At 33.3% G+C, this 25207-nt stretch carries 25 protein-coding genes, 2 pseudogenes, 1 riboswitch and 2 other annotated features; of the genes and pseudogenes, 4 read left to right on the top strand and 23 right to left on the bottom strand.

The window, feature by feature from the left end; translation table 11 throughout:
* The 14 genes and pseudogenes from ACJAX4_RS10190 to ilvC (ACJAX4_RS10125) all read right to left on the bottom strand — a co-directional run.
* Positions 1 to 152, bottom strand: a pseudogene (locus ACJAX4_RS10190) (IS110 family transposase); the annotation flags it as partial.
* 301 nt (positions 153 to 453) lie between these two features.
* A complete protein-coding gene (locus ACJAX4_RS10185) occupies positions 454 to 612 on the bottom strand; it encodes a hypothetical protein (RefSeq protein WP_435789353.1) in 159 nt (52 codons plus the stop codon).
* Between the two features lie 26 nt (positions 613 to 638).
* Positions 639 to 902, bottom strand: coding sequence for a hypothetical protein (locus tag ACJAX4_RS10180; RefSeq protein ID WP_435789352.1), 264 nt, complete (start codon positions 900 to 902; stop codon positions 639 to 641).
* Between the two features lie 39 nt (positions 903 to 941).
* On the bottom strand, positions 942 to 1121 hold the full coding sequence (locus tag ACJAX4_RS10175; protein ID WP_435789351.1) for a hypothetical protein: 180 nt from the start codon (positions 1119 to 1121) through the stop codon (positions 942 to 944).
* Positions 1122 to 1610, bottom strand: a complete 489-nt coding sequence (gene ilvN, locus ACJAX4_RS10170; RefSeq protein ID WP_435789350.1) for an acetolactate synthase small subunit — start codon at positions 1608 to 1610, stop codon at positions 1122 to 1124. It abuts the gene before it with no gap.
* A gap of 15 nt (positions 1611 to 1625) precedes the next feature.
* Positions 1626 to 3236, bottom strand: a complete 1611-nt coding sequence (ilvB, locus tag ACJAX4_RS10165; protein ID WP_435789349.1) for a biosynthetic-type acetolactate synthase large subunit — start codon at positions 3234 to 3236, stop codon at positions 1626 to 1628.
* Between the two features lie 16 nt (positions 3237 to 3252).
* Entirely contained in the window at positions 3253 to 4320 is a 1068-nt protein-coding gene (gene leuB, locus ACJAX4_RS10160) for a 3-isopropylmalate dehydrogenase (RefSeq protein ID WP_435789348.1), read from the bottom strand.
* On the bottom strand, positions 4314 to 4808 hold the full coding sequence (leuD, locus tag ACJAX4_RS10155; RefSeq protein WP_435789347.1) for a 3-isopropylmalate dehydratase small subunit: 495 nt from the start codon (positions 4806 to 4808) through the stop codon (positions 4314 to 4316). Before leuD ends, leuB begins: the two co-directional genes overlap by 7 nt.
* Positions 4802 to 6070 carry a 3-isopropylmalate dehydratase large subunit gene (gene leuC, locus ACJAX4_RS10150; RefSeq protein WP_435789346.1) on the bottom strand — a complete coding sequence of 423 codons (1269 nt, stop codon included), beginning with the start codon at positions 6068 to 6070 and terminating at the stop codon, positions 4802 to 4804. The genes leuD and leuC overlap by 7 nt, the downstream gene beginning before the upstream one ends.
* Before the next feature lie 45 nt (positions 6071 to 6115).
* The gene (locus tag ACJAX4_RS10145) at positions 6116 to 7681 is read right to left on the bottom strand and encodes a 2-isopropylmalate synthase (protein WP_435789345.1); all 1566 of its coding nucleotides are present in this window, start codon (positions 7679 to 7681) and stop codon (positions 6116 to 6118) included.
* Positions 7682 to 7733: 52 nt separating this feature from the next.
* The gene (gene ilvC, locus ACJAX4_RS10140) at positions 7734 to 8729 is read right to left on the bottom strand and encodes a ketol-acid reductoisomerase (protein ID WP_435789344.1); all 996 of its coding nucleotides are present in this window, start codon (positions 8727 to 8729) and stop codon (positions 7734 to 7736) included.
* A gap of 173 nt (positions 8730 to 8902) precedes the next feature.
* Positions 8903 to 9117, bottom strand: a binding site (T-box leader).
* Positions 9118 to 9501: 384 nt separating this feature from the next.
* A complete protein-coding gene (locus ACJAX4_RS10135; protein WP_435789343.1) occupies positions 9502 to 9654 on the bottom strand; it encodes a hypothetical protein in 153 nt (50 codons plus the stop codon).
* Between the two features lie 16 nt (positions 9655 to 9670).
* Positions 9671 to 11326, bottom strand: coding sequence for a biosynthetic-type acetolactate synthase large subunit (gene ilvB / locus ACJAX4_RS10130; protein ID WP_435789342.1), 1656 nt, complete (start codon positions 11324 to 11326; stop codon positions 9671 to 9673).
* Positions 11327 to 11356: 30 nt separating this feature from the next.
* A complete protein-coding gene (ilvC, locus tag ACJAX4_RS10125) occupies positions 11357 to 12349 on the bottom strand; it encodes a ketol-acid reductoisomerase (protein WP_435789341.1) in 993 nt (330 codons plus the stop codon).
* Positions 12350 to 12908: 559 nt separating this feature from the next.
* Positions 12909 to 13141, top strand: a binding site (T-box leader).
* 58 nt (positions 13142 to 13199) lie between these two features.
* Here ilvC (ACJAX4_RS10125) and ilvA point away from each other — a divergent pair.
* Positions 13200 to 14444 carry a threonine ammonia-lyase gene (gene ilvA / locus ACJAX4_RS10120; protein ID WP_435789340.1) on the top strand — a complete coding sequence of 415 codons (1245 nt, stop codon included), beginning with the start codon at positions 13200 to 13202 and terminating at the stop codon, positions 14442 to 14444.
* Between the two features lie 281 nt (positions 14445 to 14725).
* Here the strand turns inward: ilvA and ACJAX4_RS10115 are convergent, their stop codons facing one another.
* Together ACJAX4_RS10115 and ACJAX4_RS10110 are read right to left on the bottom strand one after the other, a co-directional pair.
* The gene (locus ACJAX4_RS10115) at positions 14726 to 15337 is read right to left on the bottom strand and encodes an MBL fold metallo-hydrolase (protein ID WP_435789339.1); all 612 of its coding nucleotides are present in this window, start codon (positions 15335 to 15337) and stop codon (positions 14726 to 14728) included.
* 25 nt (positions 15338 to 15362) lie between these two features.
* The gene (locus ACJAX4_RS10110) at positions 15363 to 16160 is read right to left on the bottom strand and encodes a pyruvate, water dikinase regulatory protein (RefSeq protein ID WP_435789338.1); all 798 of its coding nucleotides are present in this window, start codon (positions 16158 to 16160) and stop codon (positions 15363 to 15365) included.
* 265 nt (positions 16161 to 16425) lie between these two features.
* On the opposite strand from ACJAX4_RS10110, the gene greA reads away from it, so the two are divergent.
* Complete coding sequence (gene greA, locus ACJAX4_RS10105) at positions 16426 to 16890, top strand: transcription elongation factor GreA (RefSeq protein WP_435789337.1); 465 nt, start codon at positions 16426 to 16428, stop codon at positions 16888 to 16890.
* A gap of 44 nt (positions 16891 to 16934) precedes the next feature.
* On the opposite strand, the gene ACJAX4_RS10100 is transcribed toward greA, so the two are convergent.
* The 5 genes from ACJAX4_RS10100 to ACJAX4_RS10080 all read right to left on the bottom strand — a co-directional run bounded on the left by ACJAX4_RS10100 (position 16935) and on the right by ACJAX4_RS10080 (position 21726).
* A complete protein-coding gene (locus ACJAX4_RS10100) occupies positions 16935 to 17375 on the bottom strand; it encodes a GatB/YqeY domain-containing protein (protein ID WP_435789336.1) in 441 nt (146 codons plus the stop codon).
* 229 nt (positions 17376 to 17604) lie between these two features.
* The gene (locus tag ACJAX4_RS10095) at positions 17605 to 19713 is read right to left on the bottom strand and encodes a sensor histidine kinase (protein WP_435789335.1); all 2109 of its coding nucleotides are present in this window, start codon (positions 19711 to 19713) and stop codon (positions 17605 to 17607) included.
* A complete protein-coding gene (locus ACJAX4_RS10090; RefSeq protein WP_435789334.1) occupies positions 19691 to 20377 on the bottom strand; it encodes a response regulator transcription factor in 687 nt (228 codons plus the stop codon). Before ACJAX4_RS10090 ends, ACJAX4_RS10095 begins: the two co-directional genes overlap by 23 nt.
* 56 nt (positions 20378 to 20433) lie before the next feature.
* Complete coding sequence (locus ACJAX4_RS10085; protein ID WP_435789333.1) at positions 20434 to 20991, bottom strand: hypothetical protein; 558 nt, start codon at positions 20989 to 20991, stop codon at positions 20434 to 20436.
* Between the two features lie 189 nt (positions 20992 to 21180).
* Positions 21181 to 21726, bottom strand: coding sequence for a hypothetical protein (locus ACJAX4_RS10080; protein ID WP_435789332.1), 546 nt, complete (start codon positions 21724 to 21726; stop codon positions 21181 to 21183).
* Between the two features lie 328 nt (positions 21727 to 22054).
* A riboswitch (glycine riboswitch) is annotated at positions 22055 to 22165 on the top strand.
* Positions 22166 to 22231: 66 nt separating this feature from the next.
* On the opposite strand from ACJAX4_RS10080, the gene ACJAX4_RS10075 reads away from it, so the two are divergent.
* Together ACJAX4_RS10075 and ACJAX4_RS10070 are read left to right on the top strand one after the other, a co-directional pair.
* A complete protein-coding gene (locus ACJAX4_RS10075) occupies positions 22232 to 22501 on the top strand; it encodes an ACT domain-containing protein (protein ID WP_435789331.1) in 270 nt (89 codons plus the stop codon).
* A gap of 10 nt (positions 22502 to 22511) precedes the next feature.
* Positions 22512 to 23570: pseudogene (locus tag ACJAX4_RS10070) on the top strand (PFL family protein).
* A 67-nt stretch (positions 23571 to 23637) separates the two neighbouring features.
* Here ACJAX4_RS10070 and sigG read toward each other — a convergent pair.
* Both sigG and spo0A read right to left on the bottom strand, forming a co-directional pair.
* Positions 23638 to 24411, bottom strand: a complete 774-nt coding sequence (sigG, locus tag ACJAX4_RS10065; protein ID WP_431545807.1) for an RNA polymerase sporulation sigma factor SigG — start codon at positions 24409 to 24411, stop codon at positions 23638 to 23640.
* Positions 24412 to 24586: 175 nt separating this feature from the next.
* On the bottom strand, positions 24587 to 25207 hold a 621-nt coding region (gene spo0A, locus ACJAX4_RS10060), incomplete at its 5' end, for a sporulation transcription factor Spo0A (RefSeq protein WP_435789330.1).

Genomic DNA, 25207 nt, shown 5'->3' with positions numbered 1-25207 from the left:
TCAGCCGTATTTTCAAACGATTTAACCTTACTAAGCTCTATACCTCTGTAATCGAACGCTCTTGCATACTGAAATCGCTTTGCGATATCAATTCCTATTACTAATGTACTTTCTGTTATTGACATTATCTTCTCATTCTGTGTATAATTCATATTGAGTACCTCCACTGATAATTATAAATTAGGGATAAAAGTTGCAACTGTTATACCCTGTATTTTATCAGTAGGTGCTTTTTTTTTCAAAACTCATTTTAATTCATAACAGGAATGCTCCTAATTTAAAATTATTATTTAAATACCCTTTTAATATACTCATTATACCCTATAGTAATTAACGCGCCAAATAAAGAACACATGTGAATACATGTGTTCTTTATTAATTAAATGCTACCACCCACGTGGCAAGTTTAGACGAATTGTTTTGTGATTTTAAATACTTGAATTTAATCTTAACTTATTTTAGAAACGTTTCGCCCATTAACATCATATCTACATTCTTTGCAACACATCTACCTTCTTTTATTGCTTTAACAATAAGTGATTGCCCACTTCTTAGATCCTCCGCAGCATATACTTTGTTTATATTGGTTGCATAATGAGAATCCGTGCTCACATTTCCACGTGCATCAAGCGTAAGTCCTAAATCATGAATGAGGCCCTCATGCTGCGTACCTTTGCACTAATTAGCGCCTCTTCATTTTCAGAGGAATTATTTTTGTTTTGCATTGTTAAATATTCCACAGCAAAATGTACACCTGTAAGTTCTCTTCCCTCTATATTTAAATTTCTAGAAATCGTAGATCCACCGGTTAAAATTATTGCGTCAAAGTCTGTAAGGAGTGTATCCACTTTTATATCTACCCCTACATTTATTGATGTTCTAAACTTAATGCCCTCTTCCATAAGTAAATTTATTCTTCTATCTATGATTTTTTTTCTAATTTAAAATCTGGTATTCCATACCGTAGTAGTGCAAATTTCATCCTTTATACCCTCATCTTCATCAATTGTTCCTTTTTTTGTATCTACGAAAAACAAAAAAAACCATATTAATGCCAACTTAGACAAAAATATGATTCTTTTGGTTGTACGACTTGCAATTATCTTTAATTTACTTTTCAATTAATATAGTTCTGCACCTCGTTGTAACACAGCAAGACCCGTACGAACAATTTCCTTAACTCCATATGGTTTCATAAGTTCAATAAACGCAGATACCTTTTCTTCATCCCCGGTTATTTCAATAATCATACTCTTTGCATCCATATCTATAATATTACATCTAAATATATTTACCATTTCAGTAACCTGTGATCTCTTGCTTTGATCTGCAGTTATTTTTATGAGAGCAAGTTCCCTAGAAACAGATTTTTCATGATTTAGCTCTAATATTTTTATTACATCAATAAGCTTATTTAGTTGTTTTACAATTTGTTCAGTGATTTGTGCGTCACCTCGAAGGACAATAGTCATACGTGAGATACTCGATTCCTCCGTAATACTAACAGTTAAGCTATCAATATTATAGCCTCTACGGGTGAACAAACCTGATACTTTACTTAAAACCCCTGGCTGATTTTCAACAAGTACAGATAAAATGTATTTACCCATAATTTCCACTCCCTTTTATAAGGTACTTTCTTCTGCATCTACAATACACTCTATCAAAAAAGCTTTATCGCTGACCATAGCCTGTTCAATGGCTCCTTTTAATTCTTCGTTAGTGTTAACTCGTTTTCCACTTAATCCATAAGCTTCTACTATTTTTACAAAATCAGGATTTTCACTTAAACTAACCCCGTAACTATTTTTATAGACTTGATTTTGGTACTCGCGAACCATTCCAAGGTTTGAATTGTTAAATAATAATAGTATTATATTCAAATGATTTTGGGTTATTGTTCCAAGTTCAAACATGCTCATTTGAAAACTTCCATCCCCCATTATTGCAATAACTCTTCTATCTTGAAAAGCTAATTTACAACCAACAGAGGCCGGAATTGAATATCCCATTGTTCCTAGTCCTCCACTAGTTAAAAATCTCCGCTCACCTACCATATCAAGATAATGAGAAGTCCATATTTGATTTTGTCCTACATCTGCCGTAATAATAGCATCTTCTTCTATCATCGCTGAAAGTAGCTCCAAAGCGTATTTAGGATTTACTTTTTCTCTTGTTTGTCTATTCTTAGAATATTTTACTTTCCACCCGGTAATCTCATGTAGCCACATCTTCGTATCAATTTCTGTTATTCCTTCCGTAAATTGTTGTAATATTTTTTTGCAATCTCCAACTACCGGAATGTGAGCACTAAGATTTTTACCTATTTCTGCTGGATCAATATCAATGTGAATAATATCTGCAACTTTAGCAAAACTCTTAGACCCTCCAGTTGCTCTATCTGCAACTCTCGTTCCTACAAGAATCAAAACATCTGCCTCACCTATCGCATTATTCGCATATTTATAACCATGAGACCCAATTAATCCTATATTATAGGGGTATTTAGATGATATTCCATCCTTACCCATTAATGTATGAACCATCGGAATCTTAGATTTTTCTACGAATTCTATTAACTCATTTTCAGCATTTGCAGCCATGACGCCACCACCTACACAAATAAGAGGTTTTTTGCTATTCTTTATTTTTTCTAATGCTTTTTTTATTTGTCCCTTATGCCCATTTACAGTAGGCTTATATCCTCTTATGTTTACTTCTTCTGGATATTCAAATTCCATTTCTGTGTTTTGAATATCCAGTGGAATATCTACAATGACTGGACCGGGTCTTCCGGTTGTTGCTATATAAAAGGCCTCTTTCATAATTCGCGGGATGTCTTTTGCATCTTTAACAAGATAACTATGCTTTGCGAAAGAGTCTGTTGCTCCAATGATATCCGCTTCTTGAAATACATCTTTTCCTATTAATTCAGTCGGAACTTGACCAGTAATTGCTATCATAGGAATAGAGTCCATATACGCAGTGGCAATTCCAGTTATAAGATTAATAGCTCCAGGTCCGGAAGTTGCTATACATATTCCTATAGATCTTGTTGCTCTAGCATATCCAGAGGCACTATGTCCTGCTGCCTGTTCGTGTCTAACCAGTATATGTTCTATATATGAATCCCTTAATGCTTCATATAAAGGCGCAACCGGAACCCCTGGATAACCAAAAACCATTTTTACATTTTCTTTTTCTAAGCATTTAATTATCGCTTTAGCAGCTTTCATTTTGTGCCCCCTTAATTTATATGTGATTTGCTATATAATCCCCCATTTTTTCTGTTCCAGTGCATTTCATTCCAGGTTGCATAATATCAATAGTACGATAGCCCCTATCTAAAGTTTCATAAACAGAAGCTTCAATTGCTTTTGCAATTTCCTCCATTTTAAAGCTATAGCGAAACATCATGGAAGCACTCATTATAGCTCCTATCGGATTGGCTTTATCGAGGCCTGCAATATCTGGTGCAGAACCATGAATGGGTTCGTATAATCCAACTGATGAATTACCAAGACATGCAGATGGTAACATGCCTAAAGCTCCAGTAAGCATGGAAGCCTCATCACTTAAAATATCACCAAACATATTTTCTGTAACAATCACATCAAATTGATGAGGGTCACGAATAAGCTGCATTGCTGCATTGTCTACATACATGTAATTTAATTCTATATCCCTATAATCATCAGAAATCCCCTTAACTACTTCTCTCCAAAGTCTAGAGCTTTCAAGCACATTAGCTTTGTCTACTAAAGTTAGCTTTTTATTTCTTCCCCTTGCGATTTCAAAAGCCATTTTTGTAATTCTTTCTATCTCATAGGTAGAATACTCAATTACATCCCACGCCTTTTGTCCATTTTCTATATCAACTCGTTTTTTTTCTCCAAAATAGGCCCCACCAATTAATTCTCTGACCATCATAATATTTAAATTATCACCTAATATTTCTTCCTTTAAATTAGAAGCAGATTTTAGTTGAGGGAAAAGAATGGCTGGTCTCAAATTTGCAAATACGCCCAGTTCTTTTCTTAATCCTAAAAGCCCTGTTTCTGGTCTTAATTTCCCAGGTAGTTCATCCCATTTAGGTCCTCCCACAGCGCCAAGGAGCACCCCACTGCTTGCTTTGCAAATATCAATAGTATCCTTAGGTAATGGGGTTCCCCTTGCATCTATAGCCGCTCCACCCAATAATGCTTCTTTTATTTCAATGGGGCACTTATATTTAATAGAAACTGCCTCAAGAACTTTAACTGCTTGTTTAATAACTTCTGATCCAATTCCATCTCCAGGTAATGTAACTATATTTAACATTTATTCGCCTCTTTTACAATGTAATTTATCAAACCTTCTTCACTTATAATTTGCATCATAAATTCTGGGAAAGGCTCAGCAGTATAACTTTTATTTTTTGAAATGTTTTTTATTATTCCACTACTAAAATTCACTTGAATTTCATTTCCTTCATCTATATCCTTCGCCGCCTCTTCACATTCCATAATAGGAAGTCCGATATTTATAGCGTTCCTATAGAAGATCCTCGCAAAATTTTCAGCTATAATACAAGAGATACCAGAAGCTTTAATTGCTAGTGGCGCATGTTCTCTAGATGAACCACATCCAAAATTCTTTCCCGCTACAATGATGTCCCCTTTATGAACCTTTTGCCTAAAACTTGCATCTATATCCTCCATACAATGAAGAGCTAACTCTTTTGGATCACTGCTACTTAAGTATCTTGCTGGTATGATAACATCTGTATCCACGTTTTTTCCATATTTTATCGCATTTCCCTTTACCATTTTGCTACCTCCTCAGGTGAAGAAATTTTCCCAGTAATTGCAGAAGCCGCGGCAACTGATGGACTCGAAAGATATACTTCACTTTCAGGATGTCCCATTCGTCCTACAAAGTTTCGATTGGTAGTTGCTATGGCCCGTTCGCCCTTTGCAAGAATCCCCATATGCCCTCCAAGACAAGGTCCACAGGTTGGTGTACTTACAACGCACCCAGCTTCGATAAATATTTCTAGAAGCCCTTCTTTCATAGCTTGTAGATATATTCTTTGAGTTGCAGGTATAATAATAGCTCTTATTCTTTGATGAACTTTTTGATCCTTTAATACCTTAGCAGCCATTCTTAAATCTTCAATCCTTCCATTAGTACAAGACCCAATTACTACCTGATCTATTAAAATTTTTGAAACTTCATTAATGGTTTTTGTATTTTCTGGAAGATGTGGAAATGCCACTGTTGGGCGAATGCTGCACAAATCTATTTCAATAGTTTTTATATAGTTTGCATCCTCATCTGCCTTATAAATGATATACTCCCTTTTCGAGTGACTTTTTACATACTCTATTGTTTTTTTATCTACTGGGAAAATCCCATTTTTAGCACCAGCTTCTATTACCATATTGGCCATAGTAAAACGATCATCCATAGAAAGTGCGGATATTCCTTCTCCAACAAACTCCATTGAATTATAGAGAGCACCATCTACCCCTATTTTGCCTATTATGTGTAAGATAACATCTTTTCCACAAACCCAAGGAGATAACTTACCCTTTAATACAAATTTTATTGCTTCAGGAACCTTAAACCAAGCTTCTCCTGTGGCCATTCCAGCTGCCATATCTGTACTTCCAATTCCTGTAGAAAAGGCGCCGAGGGCTCCATAAGTACAAGTATGTGAATCTGCTCCTATAACTACATCTCCGCAAACTACCAGTCCTTTTTCAGGAATTAAAGCATGTTCAATTCCCATTTGGCCTATCTCAAAATAATTCTCTATTTCCATTTCTCTTGCAAATTCGCGAGTGCATTTACACTGCTCTGCGGATTTTATATCTTTATTTGGCGTAAAGTGATCTGGTACAATGGCAATTTTTTTCTTATCAAAAACTGCATTCACACCTATTTTTTTAAATTCATTAATAGCTACAGGTGTAGTAATATCATTTCCAAGGACCAAGTCTAATTTCACTTTGATAAGTTGCCCAGGCTTTACAGTCTCTAATCCAGCATGGACTGAAAGTATTTTCTGTGTCATCGTCATACCCATTTACAATTCCCCCTTCTGCCATAGTCATATGTCATATCGCATTATTTATTGATTTATAGCGCTACTATCATAATCTTCTAAAGATACTTTATAATAGGATTTATTTATAGCATTAACAAAAGCTTTTGCACTTGCTTCTACAATATCTGTACTTATTCCATTTCCTACATGTATATTGCCATCTTTTTCAATTTTCACTATTACTTCTCCTAATGCATCCCGTCCGCCGCCAATGGCTTTTAAATAGTAATCCACAAGAATTATATTTACGCCTATAGCTTTTTCAATTGCATTAAAGGTAGCATCCACAGGACCATATCCGTTAGAGACTTGTTCTACCAATTTATTTTCAAAACGAACTTTTACTGTAGATGTTGAAGCTATTCCATTCCCACTGACAATCCTAAAATACTCAAGTTTAAAATATCCTGGTATTTTAACAGCTTCTTCTCTTACCATTGCTTCAATATCATTATCAGATACTACTTTCTTTTTATCCGCCAAAGCTTTAAAACTGAGGAATGCTTCATTAATTTTATCTGAACTTAAATTTAGATAACCAAGATTTTTCAATCTATCTCCAAAAGCATGTCGGCCAGAATGTTTTCCTAGCACGAGTAAACTTTTCTTGAGTCCTACAGATTCAGGTGTCATAATTTCATAAGTTTCTCTATTATTTAATACACCATGCTGATGAATCCCCGATTCATGAGCAAATGCATTTGCTCCTACAATAGCTTTATTAGGCTGAACTTGAATCCCTGTCATATGACTGACTAAGCTACTAGTACGAGTAATTTCTTCTGAAATAACATTTGTCTCAAACTTAAAATAATCGCTGCGAGTTTTTAAAGCCATAACCAATTCTTCCAGGGAAGCATTTCCCGCTCTCTCACCCAAACCATTCATAGCACACTCTATTTGCATGGCACCATTCTCCATTGCTGCGAGTGAATTAGCCACTGCAAGTCCCAAATCATTATGACAATGTACACTTATAATTGCCTTATCTATATTGGGTACATTTTTTTTGATCCCAGCAATCAATTCCCCGTATTCTAAAGGAGTAGTATACCCTACTGTATCCGGTATGTTCACTACATCTGCACCGGCATCAATGACAGCCTCTAGTATTTCGTATAGAAATTTCTCCTCTGTTCTTGTTCCGTCTTCAGGAGAAAATTCAACACTAGGACATAAAGACTTTGCATATCTAACCATCTCAACCGCTTTACTTAATACTTCTTCTCTGGTCATCTTTAACTTAAATTCCATATGAATATCAGAGGTAGCAAGAAAAGTATGGATTCTAGGAGTCTTAGAATATTTTATAGCCGCCCAAGCTCTCTCTATATCCTTTTTAGTGGCTCTTGCTAAGGCCGTAATTATTGGGCCCTTTATTTGTTTTGCAATGGTTTTAACTCCTTCAAAATCGCCATCCGAAGCAATTGGAAAGCCAGCCTCAATTACATCTACTCCTAGTTTCTGTAATGATCTTGCAATCTCTAGTTTTTCTTCTACATTTAGGCTGACTCCTGGAGTTTGTTCTCCATCACGTAATGTAGTATCAAAGATAAATATTTTTTTCACTGCTTGGTCATTTTCCCCCATATTAACCCCTCCTATCTATTACACAACATAAAACTACTTTGGACGAATTTTGTTATTTACTTTTGATCCAAGACATCATTTTTCTAAGGTCTTTTCCAACCACTTCAATTTTTTGTTCTGATTCCATTCTTCTTACTGCATTAAAATAAGGTTTGTTTACTTGATTTTCAAGCATCCAGTTTTTAGCAAAAGTACCATTCTGAATTTCTGTTAATACTTTTTTCATCTCTTTTTTTGTATCATCTGTAACAATTCTATCTCCAACTACATAATCTCCATATTCTGCAGTATCACTAATTGAGTACCTCATATAGCCAAGGCCTCCCTGATTAATAAGATCTACAATAAGTTTTAATTCATGACAACATTCAAAATAAGCTATTTCAGGCTGATATCCCGCTTCGACTAATGTATTAAATCCAGCTTTTATTAAAGCTGATACACCTCCACAAAGTACTGCTTGTTCTCCAAAAAGATCTGTTTCTGTTTCTTCTCTAAAAGAAGTTTCGAGTATCCCAGCTCTTCCACCGCCTAGGCCTTTTGCATAAGCTAATGCATAGTCTTTAGCTTTTCCTGTAAAATCTTGTTGTACTGCAATTAAACAAGGAACGCCTTTACCTTCCTCAAATTGACTTCTTACAGTATGTCCTGGTCCCTTTGGTGCAATCATAAATATATCTACATCTGCTGGTGGCTTAATTTGTCTAAAATGTATACTAAACCCATGGGCAAAAATCAGTGCTTTACCACTTGTTAAATTTGGTTCTATGCTTTCTTTGTATATATCTCCCTGTTTTTCATCTGGAACAAGCATCATTATAAAATCTGCTGCTTTAGCTGCGTCATATGCTTCCATTACGCACAGTCCTGCTTCCTCAGCTATATTCCAGGATTTACTTCCTCTGTACAAACCTACACACACATCCACACCACTATCTTTTAAATTTAGTGCATGTGCATGACCCTGACTACCATACCCAATAATAGCTACTTTTTTTCCACCTAATAATTCTAAATTTGCGTCTTTATCATAATACATTTTTGACATTTTAATTCCCCCAGTTTTCTATTTTCTATTTTAAATAATTATAAAAGTTGTAGTAATCCTTCTACAGAATCTTTTATATCATCAAATAACATTTTTACTAAAAATTACAATGTATTTACTGCCATATAATTATACTGACTAGAATTTTGAATATAAAAAATAGACCCTCTGCCCATTGGGGCGAAAAGTCTATCGCGGTACCACCCATATTTATATCTTAATTTTTTAACGATATATACTGAATATACACCGGCACAGCTTACGACACATAATGTTTTCAGCTTACAACTCAAGGGTGAGATTCAACATCTAATATTTATGGGTTCACACCACTCCCCACTCTCTGCAAAATATTAAAGACGTTTACTAGTCCTATCATAGTTTTTAAAACTATTAAATTAATTGAAGTTTGATTTATTTCTTGTTGAATGTTTCAAACATATTAAAATAAAAGATAGATTTTTCGCTTTTCCAGCGAAAATCCATCGCTTTACGCTCCGTTTGTATATCTTTATTTATAATGGCGTATAACAAAACATGCTCTAAAGGCTAATTTGACCTATATAAGCCCAATATCATTTCATTTCAAAACTGAGTGTTGAATTTTAGCATTAGATATTTATAGTTTTCTACTGCTAACTGCTTCTTATAGCATATGCAATTTTATTCATTTTGTGCATCATTTTTTCAAATTTTCAAATTATTTTAATGTTGTAGCCAAGTATACTTTATGAACCTTAATTTGTCAACAACTAATGCTAGAATATTTAATTTACTGCCAATCTTCCGTTGAACGTCCCGCCCCAAAAAAATTCACGTTATAATTTGAATCGTAATATTCATATTGACTTTTTACCTCTTCCCCAAAGTTATCTTTTGTTTCTACCTCTTCATTATTGTCCATTTTTTCATTTATATTTAACATATTAATAGCCTCCTTTTTATTCTAAAACTAAATCTTCAATCGATTTGCCTGGTGGTACAATTGGATATACCCCTTCATCTTTATCTATTACGCAATCTATAAGCATAGGCTTTGTTCCTGACTTTACGATTTCAAGTGTACTTTTTAATTCCTCCATACTTGTGACCCTACATCCTTCAATTCCATAGGCCTGCGCAAGCTTTACATAGTTTACTTCATCTCCAATATCTGTTTGCGAATATCTTGCGTTGCAAAACATTTTCTGCCACTGCCTTACAAGACCTAGTGCTTGATTGTTCATAATTACAGTAACTATGGGAAGCTTATACTTTGAAATGGTTTGAAGCTCATTACAACCCATTCTAAAACTACCATCTCCAGTTATAAGTAGCACCCTTTTGTCTAAATTGCCCATTTGGCTCCCAATTGCGGCACCCATACCAAATCCCATTGTTCCAAGGCCTCCTGAGGTTATAAATGTCCTAGGCTCTTTAAATTTCCATTGTTGTGCAGTCCACATCTGATGTTGACCTACATCTGTTGTAACAACTATATCTTCCTCAAGAGCTTCATTTAAACACTTAAGTATACTGTCATGATGAAATCCATCAGATCGTTTACACAAATTTTTCCAGCTTGCTATTTCATTGTGCCAAGATTTTCTATCCTTTTGTTCCATATAAGAAAGTAAAGTTTCCAAAATTGTATTCACATCTCCAATTAAAGATAAATCCACTACCTTATTTTTATCTATCTCCGTTTCATCAATATCAATATGAATAATCTTTGCTTTTGGTGCGAAAGCATCTGCTTTACCAATTACTCTATCACTAAAACGTGCACCAATTGCTATAATTAAGTCACTATTTGTAATTGCTAAATTTGTTTCTCTAAACCCATGCATCCCAACCATTCCTAGTGATAATATATGATCTCTCGGAATAGTACCAAGTCCCATAAGTGTATTGGAAACAGGAATGTCCCCCATTTCTGCAAATTTACACAATTTCAATGAAGCATTTCCTGTTTTTATCCCGCCACCAGCATAAATCATTGGTTTTTTCGCAGACTGAATCATTTCAGCTGCTTTTAATATTTTTTTCATATCTATTGGAGGCTTAAGGTCTAGTTTTATATGATTACCTTCCACCTTTTCATATTCAGCAAAACTTAGGAAAACATCCTTAGGAATGTCTATAAGCACTGGTCCTGGCCTTCCACCTTCTGCTATTTTAAAAGCTTCTCTTATCGTGGCTGCTAAATTCTTTTCATCCTTTACAATAAAACTATGCTTTGTTATAGATAAGGTAATCCCCATTATATCTATTTCCTGAAAAGAATCCTTGCCAAGCAAACTCCGTGGAACTTGCCCTGTAAACACAACCATAGGAATGGAATCCATGTAAGCGGTAGCAATTCCCGTAATGGTATTTGTCGCCCCTGGACCAGAAGTCACAATACAAACCCCAACCTTTCCCGTAGCTCTTGCATAACCATCCGAGGCATGTACTGCCGCCTGTTCATGAGCCGTTCTAATATGCGTAAAATAATTCATTTCATCATAAAGTGCGTCATATAGCGGAATCACAGACCCACCAGGATACCCAAAAATAACATTCGCATCTTGCTCTTTTAAACATTCAAGTAAAATTCGAGCTCCACTAAGTAACATTTTCTCACCTTCTTTTCAATACGCATTGTTTTATTTTTTGATCCAAGACATCATGCTTCTTAACTCTTTACCTACACCCACTAGTGGATGTTCTAGTTCTCTTCTTTTTATTGCGCTAAAGTTAGGCCTGTTGATTTGATTTTCCACTAACCAATCCCTTGCAAATTCTCCATTTTGTATTTCTTCAAGTACCTTCGCCATTTCTTTTCTGGTATCTTCATTTATAATCCTTTTACCCACCATGTAATCCCCATATTCAGCAGTATCACTAACACTATATCTCATATTTTCAAAACCGCCTTCATACAATAAATCCACAATAAGCTTTAGTTCATGGAGACACTCAAAATAAGCAATTTCTTTCTGGTACCCAGCATTTGTAAGTGTATCAAATCCCGCTTTAATAAGTTCTGTAACTCCACCACACAAAACTGCTTGTTCTCCAAACAAATCTGTTTCTGTTTCCTCCTTAAATGTAGTTTCCAGTACGCCCGCCTTTGTTGCTCCAATTCCTTTTGCATAAGCAAGTGCAAATTCTTTTGCTTTCCCACTATAATCTTGATAAACTGCAATCAGTGCTGGAACACCTTTTCCTTCTTGATACACCCTTCTTACTAAATGTCCCGGGCCTTTTGGTGCTACCATAAATACATCTACATTCTCTGGAGGTGTAATCTGATTAAAGTGAATATTAAACCCATGTGCAAAAACCAATGCATCTCCACCTTTTAAATAAGGCTGAATGCTCTCCTTATAAATTTTACTTTGTAATTCATCCGGAGCAAGAATCATTATTACATCGCTACACTTAGTTGCCGTGCAAACTTCCAAAACTTCAAGGCCAGCCTCCGTTGCCCTGTCCCATGACTTGCTGCCATTATATAACCCAACAACTACATCTACCCCACTTTCTTTTAAATTCAATGCATGAGCATGCCCTTGGCTCCCATAACCTATAACTGCAACCTTTTTACCTTTTAATAAATCTAAATTTGCTTCACCATCGTAATACATTTTAGTCATTTAAATTCCCCCCCCTTATTTTTGGATAAATAAAAAATCCTCCATCCCTATAAACATAGTTCTAACTATGTTTATAGGGACGAAAGATTCGTGATACCACCCTAGTTCGTGATTTATTAAAATAAATCACCTCATTATTTCTGGTCGAAATAAAATTAAAAACTTTAAAATAAATTTATTTAACCATAGCCCTATATCGGGGGCACCCGTCTTCGTTTACTTAATGCCAAACTGGCATCTTGTGATTGATATTTGTTTTGCAACTTATCATCACAATAATTTCAAGTTCTACTCAGCAGCTCAAGAGTGATCATTACATACCCGCCTCACACCAACTCTCATCAAACGTTGGATTTCTGTAGTTTAATCGCGATACTTTTCTCTCCGTCATAGCTTTATTTATTCTGTTGTTTTTTAGTATATACACAATAAATGATTTTGTCAACATAATTATTTCATTTATTTAAATTTTCTGTTTTCACTAATCAATTGATGATTTATTATTTTATTGACATTGTAAATGTTTAATGCTAAAATCTTCATTAAAATCAAATATATTATTATTGCGAAGACGGAGAACGCTATTTTATAACCTTCAGTTACAGAGAGTCGATGTTTGATGAAAATCGATACTGGATGTAAAATACAAATCACTCCCGAGCTGCTTATCTGAATATTTTAAGATAAGCCGGTGAGCCCCGATAAACGGCTTAGGTTTGTGAGAACCGAAAAGAGAGGTATCTTTTTTAAGATACAACAAAGGTGGTACCGCGATTTACAATCGTCCTTGAATTTATATTCAAGGGCGGTTTTTTTTTTACAAAATACAATCCCAAAATGGAGGTTTACTATGTTAAACGCAGCAAAAAATCCGTCAATAAATCAAGAATTAGAATTTCATCTCTCCGAAATTAAAAAAGCACAGACAAATTTAAAAGGTGTATCTAAAAAAACAGCCCTAATATATAGTGATGTTTTTAGTAATGAATCACAAAATTCAGTTTATATAAAGCCTGAAAATTTGCAAATTACGGGTGCATTTAAAATTCGCGGAGCTTACAATAAGCTTTGCAGCTTAACGCACTCCGAAAAAGAAAGAGGCGTAATAGCTTCTTCTGCTGGAAATCATGCCCAAGGCGTTGCGTATTCAGCACAAAAGCTAGGTGTTCATTCCACCATTGTAATGCCTAAAACCACTCCTCTTATTAAAGTCGAGGCTACAAAAAACTATGGAGCAAATGTGATTTTATTTGGTGATTGTTACGATGAAGCTTTTACAGAAGCAAAAAGATTACAAAAGGAGAATAATTATGTTTTTATACACCCGTTTGATGATTTAGACGTAATGCATGGGCAGGGAACTATCGCCTGTGAAATTCTTGAGGAAATAGATGATATAGATTGTATTCTAGTACCTATTGGCGGCGGCGGTTTAATTGCAGGAATTGCCCTTGCAGCGAAAGCCTTAAACCCTAACATAAAAATAATAGGTGTGGAACCAGAAGGCGCAAAGGCCATGAAGGAATCAATGGACAATAATGGAATAGTAAACCTTTCAACAGTTCGAACTATAGCAGATGGCGTAGCCGTAAAAAAACCCGGCGCCCTAACCTTTGAGATTATAAGAAACTATGTAGACGAAATTGTAACAGTTTCGGACTTTGATATAATGGAATCTTTTCTTCTTCTTTTGGAAAAGCATAAGCTTATTTCAGAGGCTTCAGGGGCATTATCCTTTGCCGGACTTAAAAAAATACAAGAAAAGGGTAAAAAAATTGCATGTGTTTTAAGTGGTGGGAATATTGATGTTGTAACGATAGCCTCTATGATAGATAGAGGCCTGGTTTCAAGAGGAAGATTATTCTGCTTTAGCTTAGAAATGCCAGATATTCCTGGTGAGCTTGTCAAAGTCTCAACAATCCTTGCAAAGGTAAATGCTAACGTAGTAAAGCTCGACCATAACCAATTTAAAACCAATGATCGTTTTATGCAAGTTCAACTTGAAATTACCACAGAAACAAATGGGCACAATCATGTAGCTAAAATTATTAATGAATTAAACAAAGGGGGCTATAAGGTTAATAAAATATATTAATATTATATGGACTCCATTTAGCCCACTAATATACACAAATATCACAAGGATCATTATGTGAAGACCTTAGCGCTTCACCCAATGTTTGAGTTAATACGGCCTTACTCCTTGCTAAGGTTCTACATTCATTATCATAATGATATGATTTGCCTTAAGGAGTATGAAATATAATTTTACTATTACTTGATAGTGTAGGTGGTATCATTGGCGGTGTGTAACTAGTATCGCCATCTCCGCTATTGTTATATTCATCAGCATAATTATAACTGCCCGGCTTAGTACTAAATGTTATGTTTTCTCCATACATAAAAATTATTCAAATCTTTATAACTACTGCTATTTGGCCCTAAAATTGTAGCAGTAGCCTGTCCTACTTTAAAGGTTTCCCCCATCTTAGGCACGTTAGCTATCATTCCATTACTTTTAATTGCAGTTACTACATCTTCAAAAGTCAAAGTACTAGATATAGCTTTCGGCATATAAACTTTTCCTATTTCAAATGAATCAATAATATGATCTAACCCGCCTATATGATCTTCGTGGGGATGAGTACCAATAACATAGTCAAGTTTAGTAATATCTTGTTTTGATATATAATTTTTAACAAGCTCAGCGTCTAGGTTGTTACCAGCATCTATAATCATTGAACTACTTCCCTGCTGAATTAAAATAGAATCTGCTTGTCCCACATCGATGAAATGAATTTTGAGTTGACCAATTACTGAATCAGTTTCAATATCCTTTACCTCTTTTGCTGCAAATATTTCAACTTTTTGTTCTGTGGCCTTTGCTTGCTGTTTCTGAATTAAGGTATTGGACATAGCTACGCCTGCAATAATTAGTACAAAAACCATAAGGATTATACCTATAATTTTATTATAGTTTGAATTCAACTTGATTCCCCCACTATTATATTTTCTAACGTCCTAACGCTTCCATAATAATTAAAGCTGTGTCCTCTATAGCTCTTTTAGTAATATCAATTTTTAAGCACCTTGTTTTTTTCATTATTTTTTCTGCATAATCTAACTCATCCAATATTCTTTCATCATTAGCATATTGAAAACTAGAATTAAGTCCATTAAATTTATCCATTCTATGTTGTCTTATTTCAATAAGCACATAGGGATTTATATTTAGCCCTATAATCTTCTTGCTTGGAATACTATATAGTTCTTCTGGAACAGGGACTTCTGGCATTAAAGGTATATTTATTGCTTTTATGCCTTTGTTAGCTAGATACATGCATAGAGGCGTTTTTGAAGTTCTTGAAACGCCAATAAGCACTACATCTGCATGCTTTAAACCGTTATAATCCCTACTATCATCATACTGTATAGCAAACTCCATAGCTTCAATTCTTTTATAATATTCCTCATCCATATTCCATATTGCTCCGGGAATATATTCTGGCTGCTTATCTAGTAGCTTGGCCGCAAGTCCTATTGCTGGTCCTAAAATATTTGATACAATTATTCCTTTTTCTGCGCATCTTTGAACTAGAAATTCTTTTACATCTAACATAATTATAGTTGAAACAATCATTGCTTTTGAATTAGTATCTATTTTGATAATTAAATCATTAACATCCTCAGCTGTTTTAATATATGGTATTTTTTTAACTATTGTACTACCCGGAAACTGACTTGCAACTGATTTAGCTACAAGTTCTGCTGTTTCACCAATTGAATCTGATACTGCATATATTGTTAACACTTTTGTACATCATCTACTTTCTTTTGTTTTTTTATTTTTTTGTTTTTTTCTGTATACTTTTGTAATATTATTATACCATATAAAAATCGTATAACTCATTAGAATTTTCTTATTGTATGGATTAGTTAAATATAATTTACCCATAAAAAACAATATAAATACAATATATTCTCTAAAAATATGATATAATATATCCTTAATGAACTATATATACGTGTACATAGAAAGCACAGTTATATGAATAATTGTTGGGAGTGACAAATTAATGAAAAATACAATATTAACACCAAATGGATTGAAAAAATTAGAAGATGAACTAGAACTGCTCACAGGCGAGAAAAGAAGAGAGATAACATCAGCAATTAAAGAAGCAAAGTCACATGGTGACTTAAGTGAGAATGCAGAATATGATGCAGCCAAAGATGACGAGGCCACAAATAATGATAGAGTAATTAAAATCCAAGAATTACTTCGAAACTCTACAGTAGTAGATGACTACAGTGATGATAATCATTTAGGTCTTGGTGGTCAGGCCGATATTAAATTCCTTGATACCAATGATACTGAAAAAGTATGCCTAGTGTCTACTGTTGAGACTAACCCAGATTTAATGAATATAAGTATTGAATCTCCTCTTGGAATGGCAATATATGAAAAGGCTCTTGGAGAAAAGTGCACTGTTACATCTCCGCAGGGTAATTATGACGTACTTATAGAAAAAATTTACTAATTATAATAAAAGGGATAGTGATTATACATCATTATCCCTTTTTTCTATGCAAGTAATTGATTTACAAGAGGACTTACCTTCTTGCTTTCGTACTTTCCCTTTAACTTAGGCATCGCAGCCTTCATAACTTTACCCATATCTTTACTACCATTAAAACCATTTTCCTTAATAACTTCAAGGATAATTGCTTTTGCTTCATCATCAGTAAATTGTTTTGGCATATAAGCACTGAGCATTTCTATAGCAATTTCTGCTTCAGCTATGCTATCTTCTTTATTAGCCTGTTTCGCATAACCAAGAGTTTCATTTAACTGCTTAATTGTTTTTTCAATTATACTTATTAACTCATCTTCTGCAAGATCTCTCTTTAAATCCATTTCCTTATTTTTAACATCCGCCATTAAAGTTCTCATTGCAGTTAGTCTTATTTTATCTTTACTCTTCATGTATTTAATTACATCATCTTTTAGTGTTTGTTTTAACATATGAATCACCTCCTTGTCAATTTTATCACCTTATGGGAAACATAACAAGTGTGACTTGTCTCATTTTCACCAAACTAATGCTCAACCACCTTATAATAATGATTATTGCAAATCACTAAGCAATAATTGAAAGTTACTTTCGTTGTATATATATTTTATTTGTTTGAAACTAATTGGTTTATTTTTCAGTCTAATACACGAAAATGAATATAGGACACTTATTTAGTGCTTATGGGTTGTCCGTTTTGGCACTTGTAACGTGGGTAGCACCTACAATGACCACCGCTTTAAATAGATCTCCATCAATTTCAATACTAAGACTCCCACCTTGAAGCTCTAGGATGCCCTTAGCAATTGCAAGTCCGAGCCCTGAACCTTCGGTATTTCTGGACTCGTCTCCCCTTTTAAATCTTTCAAATATCTCACTATTATCAAAATCCATCTCATACGCGGAGATATTTTTCATAGTTATAATTATATTATTATTCTCCTCAATTAAATCAATATATACTCTAGTTTTAGGTAGCGAGTATTTTAATATATTATTTATGAGATTTTCAAATACTCTCCAAGTCTTTTTCCCATCTAAATTAGCATAAACCTTTTCTTCAGGTATCTTCACCTTAAATATTAATGAAGAGCTATTAATTTTCTCATGAAGCTCAGCTAATGACTGCTGAAGTAGTGCAGTTACATCTACTTTTTCTAAATTAAGTTCTACCGCACCGCTGGCCATTTTAGACGCTTCAAATAAGTCATCTATAAGCATTTTTAATCTCTGAGATTTTCTATCTAATACCTCTATATACCCTTTTGCCTGTTCATTTGTTAAATCTTCTTTTTTTAGTAAATCAACATAATTTATAATGGAAGTAAGTGGAGTTTTTAAATCATGAGAAACATTAGTTATAAGCTCAGACTTAAGCCTTTCACTTTTTATCTCATTTTCCAAGGATTTTTTAAACCCAGCCTTCATATTGTTTATGTTATGGGCTAGTTTAAAAAGGTTACCTCGCCCTTTTTCTTTTATAGTATAATTAAGATTTCCTGAAACTATTTCTTCCGTTCCTTTTAAAATGTTTTTGAAAAATCTTATTTTATTAATGTAATAAATCATTATAAATAATAGATAGCAAAGGAAATATACTATTGGTACTATTATAATCATTGAGCTCATCATAAATGCGAAAACTGCAGCTGGCACTGCTGCCGCAGCTAACAAAGTAAGTATAATAATACCTTTTTTAGATAATTTATTAAAGATACATGTTTTTACTTGCTTTCTAAACTCTTCTCTATTTTTATATAAATTATATGCCAGCATACAATTTATATAAAAGTAAAACATATAAATTGCCATAATAGTAAGTATGTAAATATGCTCGTAATTATATGGTTTATAGAAAAACATCACTTTTCTTATATAAACATTCATTATGAGTGAGTAGATTACAAATATAAATATCCTCAAATCTAAGGGTACTACATTGTACCACTTTGTTAATTTTTGAATAAGCGGCATTTCATCATTCTTTTTCTTTGATATATAAATTAGCATTAGAAGTCCTATAATAAACGATACAAAGCCTATTATTGCCTCTTTAATAATTCTCTGTCTTACAGAATTATAATAATTATATTCGGTATATATAAAGCTACTTTTTTCTATGTCCTTTGGGATAATAAAATATGCCTTTCCACTATTACCTAACCAATTATTTTTTATACTGTACAAAGCATTATTTTTTATATATAAATTTATATCTGAAACGTTTACTAAGTTTGTATCTATAATTTCACCACTTGTTATGTAGTATTTTATTAAACCTTTCTCCTTTACAGCAGTTTTAATAGCCTCATAATCTTTAGTTTTATATGCAGCTATTTCCTTTTGCATATCCTCTAGTGTTTTTGTATTTTCCTTTTCAAATTCAGCAAGCTCCTTGTCTTGCGCCTCTGTTATCCTACTAACCTTCTCCTTGTTACCCTCTTGCTTCGCTGAAAGTATGTCACTGCTATACTTATTTTTTATTTCATTTTCTTCGTTTGTAGTATTAGAATCGTATTCTGCTTTAGATGAGATTAACTCCTCTTTTGTAACCTTATCATCATCTGATTTACTAGAATAATCTTTATATACTCCATTAAGTGCTTGTATATTATTAAAATATGAAACTAAATCAGTTTTAAATTCTGCGCTAGTAAAATATGGCTCTGTTCTTAAATAATTTTTGTTACTCATAACGTCCGCTACTGACAGTCTTGAAAGACCAAACATAATTGCACATATAATAAAAGCCACAATATATACATATTTATTTTTCGATTTTATATCCAATGCCCCACACCACCTTTAAATATTTAGGTTCCTTTGGATTTATTTCCATCTTCTCTCTTATTCTCCTTATATGTACTGACACAGTATTTTCACTATTGCAAAAGGATTCCCCCCAAACTTTTTCATATATGTGTTCAATGGAGAAGACCCTACCCTTGTTTTCCATTAAAAGTTCCATTATCCCATATTCAATGGCTGTGAGACTAATTTCCTTCTCATCCACTGTTACCATTTTCGAGTTTTTATTTAATATAAGTCCTCGTACATTTATCTCATGATCCTTAACTTTGTAATCCCCAAAATTGGTATATCTTCTAAGTGAAGACTTAACTCTAGCTATAAGTTCCATTGGATTAAATGGCTTTGTTATGTAATCGTCTGCTCCTATATTAAGACCTAGTATTTTGTCCGTATCCTCTGATTTAGCTGAAAGCATTATTATTGGGATGTTTTTAGTTTCCCTAATTTTAAAAGTGGTTTTTATCCCATCCATCCTCGGCATCATTATATCCATTAATATAAGATGAATTTCTTCTGTTTTTAAAATCTCCAAAGCTTCGATACCATCTATAGCTTGGATTACTCTTATTCCTTCGTTTTTTAGATATATTTCAATGGCTTCCCTTATCTCATATTCATCGTCTACAATTAAAACGTTTTGCATAGTTATGATAATCACCCCTTACTTATATTATACATGTTAATAGGGAAATCACACAATTATCCCTTTTTCATAAAGAATGAAAATGCATCTTTATCAAAACCATTAGATCTAGTTCTAACATTTATATTTCTTATATGATAGACTTCATCATCATAATCTTTTGCTTGATTGTCGCATATATAGGCATAATCGTAGTTTCCTTCTTTTACCCATTTCATAAATACATAGACATGAGTTGGAAAACCATTTGTTTCTCCATTATTATCTGTTGTAAAACATATATCTCCAGGAGCCAAGTTCTCATAATCACTTTGTTTTTTAAATCCATTTTCAGTTAATACAGATATAATCTGTTCTGTATTACATATTTTCTTAGGCACATCAAAATTATTCTGCCTTAAAACCTCAGATATAAAATAAACACAAGTATTGGCCGAACTACCATCATTTAAATCTATGGCCGCACCATAGACCGTTCTCCGATTCCCTTCATTCTGTAAAAAATTATGTACATCTTTTGTTACATAAGAATTACCTGTTTTTATATCTAGTTTGCTAATTACAACTATACTTATTATAACTAGAACAACTAAACTTACAAATCTTTTTTTCATTTAATATCCCCCCTTAAACATTACTAACTACAAATGATTATACAGGGTGCATATTACAAATTACCTATCATAATTATTACAAATTTATTAAGAAATTATTAAGGCTTGTTATTGCTAACCAAAATAATTATTACTTTAATATTTAAAGGGGACATTAATTTTATTAATGTCCCCTTTAAATATCTTATGTTATTTTTTACTAGTAAAAAAACCATTGAAGAAACCTTTTTTTTGATTTTCCTCCTCTTTCTTAAAAACCTCTTTCTGCCTTTTTAAGGTAGCTGCCAAAGTTTCCATAAGTTCAATATCATGCTCCTTTATCACCTCAGGCAAAGCTAGTAAATTTACACTTTTCTCTTGCTCTTGTTTGAATAGAATTTGTGTGTTTTCAAACAATTGATTTATGCCCTTAATTTGTCCATCTTTAGATAGAAGTTGATCATCTTTTACATTCAATTGAGAAATTAAATAAGCAACATTCGTTTTTAATGTTTCTATCATATCGTCTTTTAATAGCTCTATTTCTATTGTAGCAGCAGCTTCATCTTCCCCTTTATCGCTTTGATTATATTTAAGACTCTGTTTTATACTTTCCAGTCCTACATCATCAACGTAAGCTTTTCCATTTTTTCTAATTATCAAAGGTTTAATTTCTTCCAATTTGAATTTTGCATAAACCGTTACTTTACTTGTGTTTAATTTTTTAGATATTTTCGTAGCATCATATAACATCATTAACCACTCCCATTATTTGTAAGTTAATAATATATATTCTACACTAATCTCGAAATCCCTCTTAATTAAAATTAAATAAATTTAATTAATTTCTTGTAAAATTTAATATGAACTTAATTAGTATTCGCAATAAGAAAATCACCATCAAATATATTTTGGAAATAATATACTTTTTATTTGTAACATATTGAATTTATTCAATATAACTGATAGAATGAGAACATTAATTTAAAACATAATAGTTCGGATGATTGTAGCAGGAGAGTATAGATTATCTATACACCGAAGAAGTAAAACTTTCAGGTACCGCATGGAGATGACTGTTACAGGACGAACCCTTGGAGAGACTCTAATCGAGCACCGAAGGAGAAAGTTATTTTTCACTAATTAAATTAGTGAAAATAATGAAACTCTCAGGTAAAAGGACAGGGGATAATATTGATTTCAAGGGTCGAGTATTATCTATTCGGCTTTTTTTGCGTTTAAAAATATAGGGGGTAAAAAAATGAAGGCTGTATTAACTGTAATTGGAAAAGACAAAGTAGGAATTATTGCTCATGTAAGTACGCTATTATTCGAAAAAAATGCTAATATCTTAGATATTAATCAAACTATTATGGATGAATTTTTCACAATGGTAATGCTTGTAGATTTATCTGATATCAATCTTTCTTTAAAAGAATTAAACGAAATATTAAAGAAAAAAGGTAAAGCTTTAAAGGTTTCAATAAAAATGCAGCACGAGAATGTATTTAACTCAATGCATCTTGTATAGGGGGTAGCGCATGAATATTAAACAAATAAGGGAAACAGTAAAAATGTTAGAACATGAGAAGTTAGACATTAGAACAATTACTATGGGTATATCACTACTTGATTGCATTGATTCTGATGGTAGACGGGCAAGGCAGAAAATCTATAATAAAATTACGAGAATTGCAAAAACCTAGTTAAAGTAGGGGAAAATTTAGAACTTGAATACGGAGTGCCTATAATTAACTGCAAAATTAACTGCTGACAGAGATGGTCTTGGCTGTGCAAAGATTGTGGTATTTACCAATGCTGTAGAAGATAATCCTTTTATGGCTGGAGCTTTTCACGGCGTTGGCGAAGCAGAGTGCACTTTAAATGTAGGAATAAGCGGACCAGGCACCGTAAAAATCGCGTTAGAAAAAGTAAAAGGCGCTGACTTTGGAGTGGTGGCTGAAGAAATAAAGAAAACCGCTTTTAAGATAACAAGAAAGGGTCAACTAGTTGGGATTGAAGCTGCTAAGCGTTTAAATGTTCCCTTTGGTATCGTAGATTTATCCTTGGCACCAAAACCTGCAATAGGTGATAGTGTTGCTAGAATCTTAGAAGAAATAGGACTTGAAGTATGCGGTACTCATGGAACCACTGCAGCTCTAGCGCTCTTAAACGATGCCGATAAAAAAGGCGGCGTAATGGCCTCTGGTTCTGTTGGTGGATTATGTGGTGCATTTATACCTGTAAGCGAAGATGAAGGAATGATTGAAGCCGTGGAAAAAGGAGCTTTAAATATTGAGAAACTTGAGGCTATAACTTGTGTATGTTCAGTAGGCCTTGATATGATCGCTATTCCAGGAGACACCCCCGCAGAAACAATTTCCGCAATTATCGCAGATGAATGTGCAATTGGCATGATTAACAATAAAACTACTGCAACCAGACTTATACCTTCACCAGGTAAAAAAGTTGGAGACACTGTACATTTTGGAGGTTTACTTGGACATGCCCCAGTTATGAAGGTAAGCACATTCTCAAGTGTCGACTTTATTAATCGAGGCGGAAGAATTCCAGCACCTATACACAGTTTTAAAAATTAATGATGAAAGTATATAATCCAAATTTAAATATTTAATTATAATCAAAAAAGGGTCCCTTAAAGGGGCCCTATACATACTTTTTCATGTGCTTTAATGCATTTTTTTCAACTCTAGACACCTGTGCTTGAGATATGCCTATTTCATCAGCTACCTCCATTTGAGTTCTTCCATTGAAGAACCTTAAATTTAAGATTAACTTTTCTCTGTCGTTTAATTTCTTCATTCCCTCTTTAATTGATATATTTTCGAGCCAACTATCATCTAAGTTTTTAGTGTCGCTGATTTGATCCATTACATAAATTTCGTCTCCACCATCATGATATATCGGCTGAAATAAAGATACCGGATCTTGGATTGCGGCTAAAGCAAATACCACATCTTCTCTGGGGATTTCTAGCTCTTTTGCTATTTGAGCTACAGTAGGCTCTTTATTGTCCTGATTAACCAACCTATCTCTAACCTGTAAAGCTTTATATGCAGTATCCCTTAATGATCTACTAACTCTTATAGAGTTATTATCTCTTAGGTACCTTCTTATTTCCCCAATAATCATAGGAACTGCATAAGTTGAAAACCTAAGATTCAGACTTAAATCAAAGTTATCAATTGATTTCATTAGTCCAATACAACCTACTTGAAATAGATCATCTACGTTTTCTCCTCGGTTATTAAAGCGTTTTATCACACTTAAAACCAGCCTTAAGTTTCCTTCAATAAATTTCTCTCTACACTCATATTCACCATTTTGTATTCTAAATAGTAACTCTTTCTTTTCTTTTTCTTTTAATACAGGCAATTTTGAAGTATTTACTCCACATATTTCTACTTTATTGAACATCATAAGGTCATCATTCCCTTCAGAGTAATTGCATTTAAATTATGTCCCTATAATTCTGTTTTTATACTAAAGACAACCTTACAATATTAATCTAATTTTAATGTTTAAATATAAAACTAAAATAATGAGACTCTGCAAAATGCAGAGCCTCATTATTTATTGAAAATGAAAAGATTAACTAACTAATTTTATTTTTAAACCTTAACTTATCGGCTACCATAGCTATAAATTCTGAATTAGTTGGTCTGCCTTTTTCATTACGAATAGTATAACCAAAAATTTTATTAATAGTGTCGATTTGTCCCCTACTCCATGCAACATCTATTGCATGTCTCATTGCTCTTTCAACTCTACTAGAAGTAGTGTTGAATTGTTTACCTATTGATGGGTATAATTCTTTTGTAACTGATGATAAAAGTTCAATATCATTTACTACCATATTTATTGCTTCCCTTAAGTACATATAACCCTTTATATGAGCTGGTATTCCAATATCATGAATAATATTAGTTATTTGAACAATCATTTGTACTGGTTGTTCTTTATTTGTTATATTTTCAGAATTATTAATATAATCAAGTGGTTTTTTCACTGCCTCACTATAGATAGTTTTATTTACCATCTGCCTTAGTCTCTTAACAAATATTTCCATATCAAAAGGTTTTAAAACATAATAATCAGCCCCAAGTGATATCGCTCTTCCGCTTATTTTATCATTACTAACGGCTGATAAAACAATTATACGAGGCATTGGGTCTAAATTCATAGCATTTAATCTATCTAAAACTTCCAAACCATC

This window comes from Clostridium sp. (assembly GCF_051278035.1).
Taxonomy (GTDB): Bacteria; Bacillota; Clostridia; order Clostridiales; family Clostridiaceae; genus Clostridium_AD.
The sequence above is the reverse complement of the archived record's forward strand: the minus strand, read 5'-3'. Positions and strand labels throughout refer to the sequence as shown.

Coding starts and splice junctions, on each gene's coding strand:
- ACJAX4_RS10100 (WP_435789336.1), bottom strand. CDS start 17,375: ATGTTAAAACAAACACTAAAAGATGATGTAATTAAATACATGAAGAGT.
- ilvB (WP_435789349.1), bottom strand. CDS start 3,236: ATGAAAGCTGCTAAAGCGATAATTAAATGCTTAGAAAAAGAAAATGTA.
- ilvC (WP_435789344.1), bottom strand. CDS start 8,729: ATGTCAAAAATGTATTATGATAAAGACGCAAATTTAGAATTATTAGGT.
- leuD (WP_435789347.1), bottom strand. CDS start 4,808: ATGGTAAAGGGAAATGCGATAAAATATGGAAAAAACGTGGATACAGAT.
- leuC (WP_435789346.1), bottom strand. CDS start 6,070: ATGGGTATGACGATGACACAGAAAATACTTTCAGTCCATGCTGGATTA.
- ACJAX4_RS10075 (WP_435789331.1), top strand. CDS start 22,232: ATGAAGGCTGTATTAACTGTAATTGGAAAAGACAAAGTAGGAATTATT.
- sigG (WP_431545807.1), bottom strand. CDS start 24,411: ATGATGTTCAATAAAGTAGAAATATGTGGAGTAAATACTTCAAAATTG.
- ACJAX4_RS10090 (WP_435789334.1), bottom strand. CDS start 20,377: ATGCAAAACGTTTTAATTGTAGACGATGAATATGAGATAAGGGAAGCC.
- ilvC (WP_435789341.1), bottom strand. CDS start 12,349: ATGACTAAAATGTATTACGATGGTGAAGCAAATTTAGATTTATTAAAA.
- ACJAX4_RS10085 (WP_435789333.1), bottom strand. CDS start 20,991: ATGAAAAAAAGATTTGTAAGTTTAGTTGTTCTAGTTATAATAAGTATA.
- ilvA (WP_435789340.1), top strand. CDS start 13,200: ATGTTAAACGCAGCAAAAAATCCGTCAATAAATCAAGAATTAGAATTT.
- leuB (WP_435789348.1), bottom strand. CDS start 4,320: ATGTTAAATATAGTTACATTACCTGGAGATGGAATTGGATCAGAAGTT.
- ACJAX4_RS10180 (WP_435789352.1), bottom strand. CDS start 902: ATGGAAGAGGGCATTAAGTTTAGAACATCAATAAATGTAGGGGTAGAT.
- ACJAX4_RS10135 (WP_435789343.1), bottom strand. CDS start 9,654: ATGTTAAATATAAATGAAAAAATGGACAATAATGAAGAGGTAGAAACA.
- ilvN (WP_435789350.1), bottom strand. CDS start 1,610: ATGGGTAAATACATTTTATCTGTACTTGTTGAAAATCAGCCAGGGGTT.
- ACJAX4_RS10080 (WP_435789332.1), bottom strand. CDS start 21,726: ATGATGTTATATGATGCTACGAAAATATCTAAAAAATTAAACACAAGT.
- ACJAX4_RS10145 (WP_435789345.1), bottom strand. CDS start 7,681: ATGGGGGAAAATGACCAAGCAGTGAAAAAAATATTTATCTTTGATACT.
- greA (WP_435789337.1), top strand. CDS start 16,426: ATGAAAAATACAATATTAACACCAAATGGATTGAAAAAATTAGAAGAT.
- ilvB (WP_435789342.1), bottom strand. CDS start 11,326: ATGTTACTTAGTGGAGCTCGAATTTTACTTGAATGTTTAAAAGAGCAA.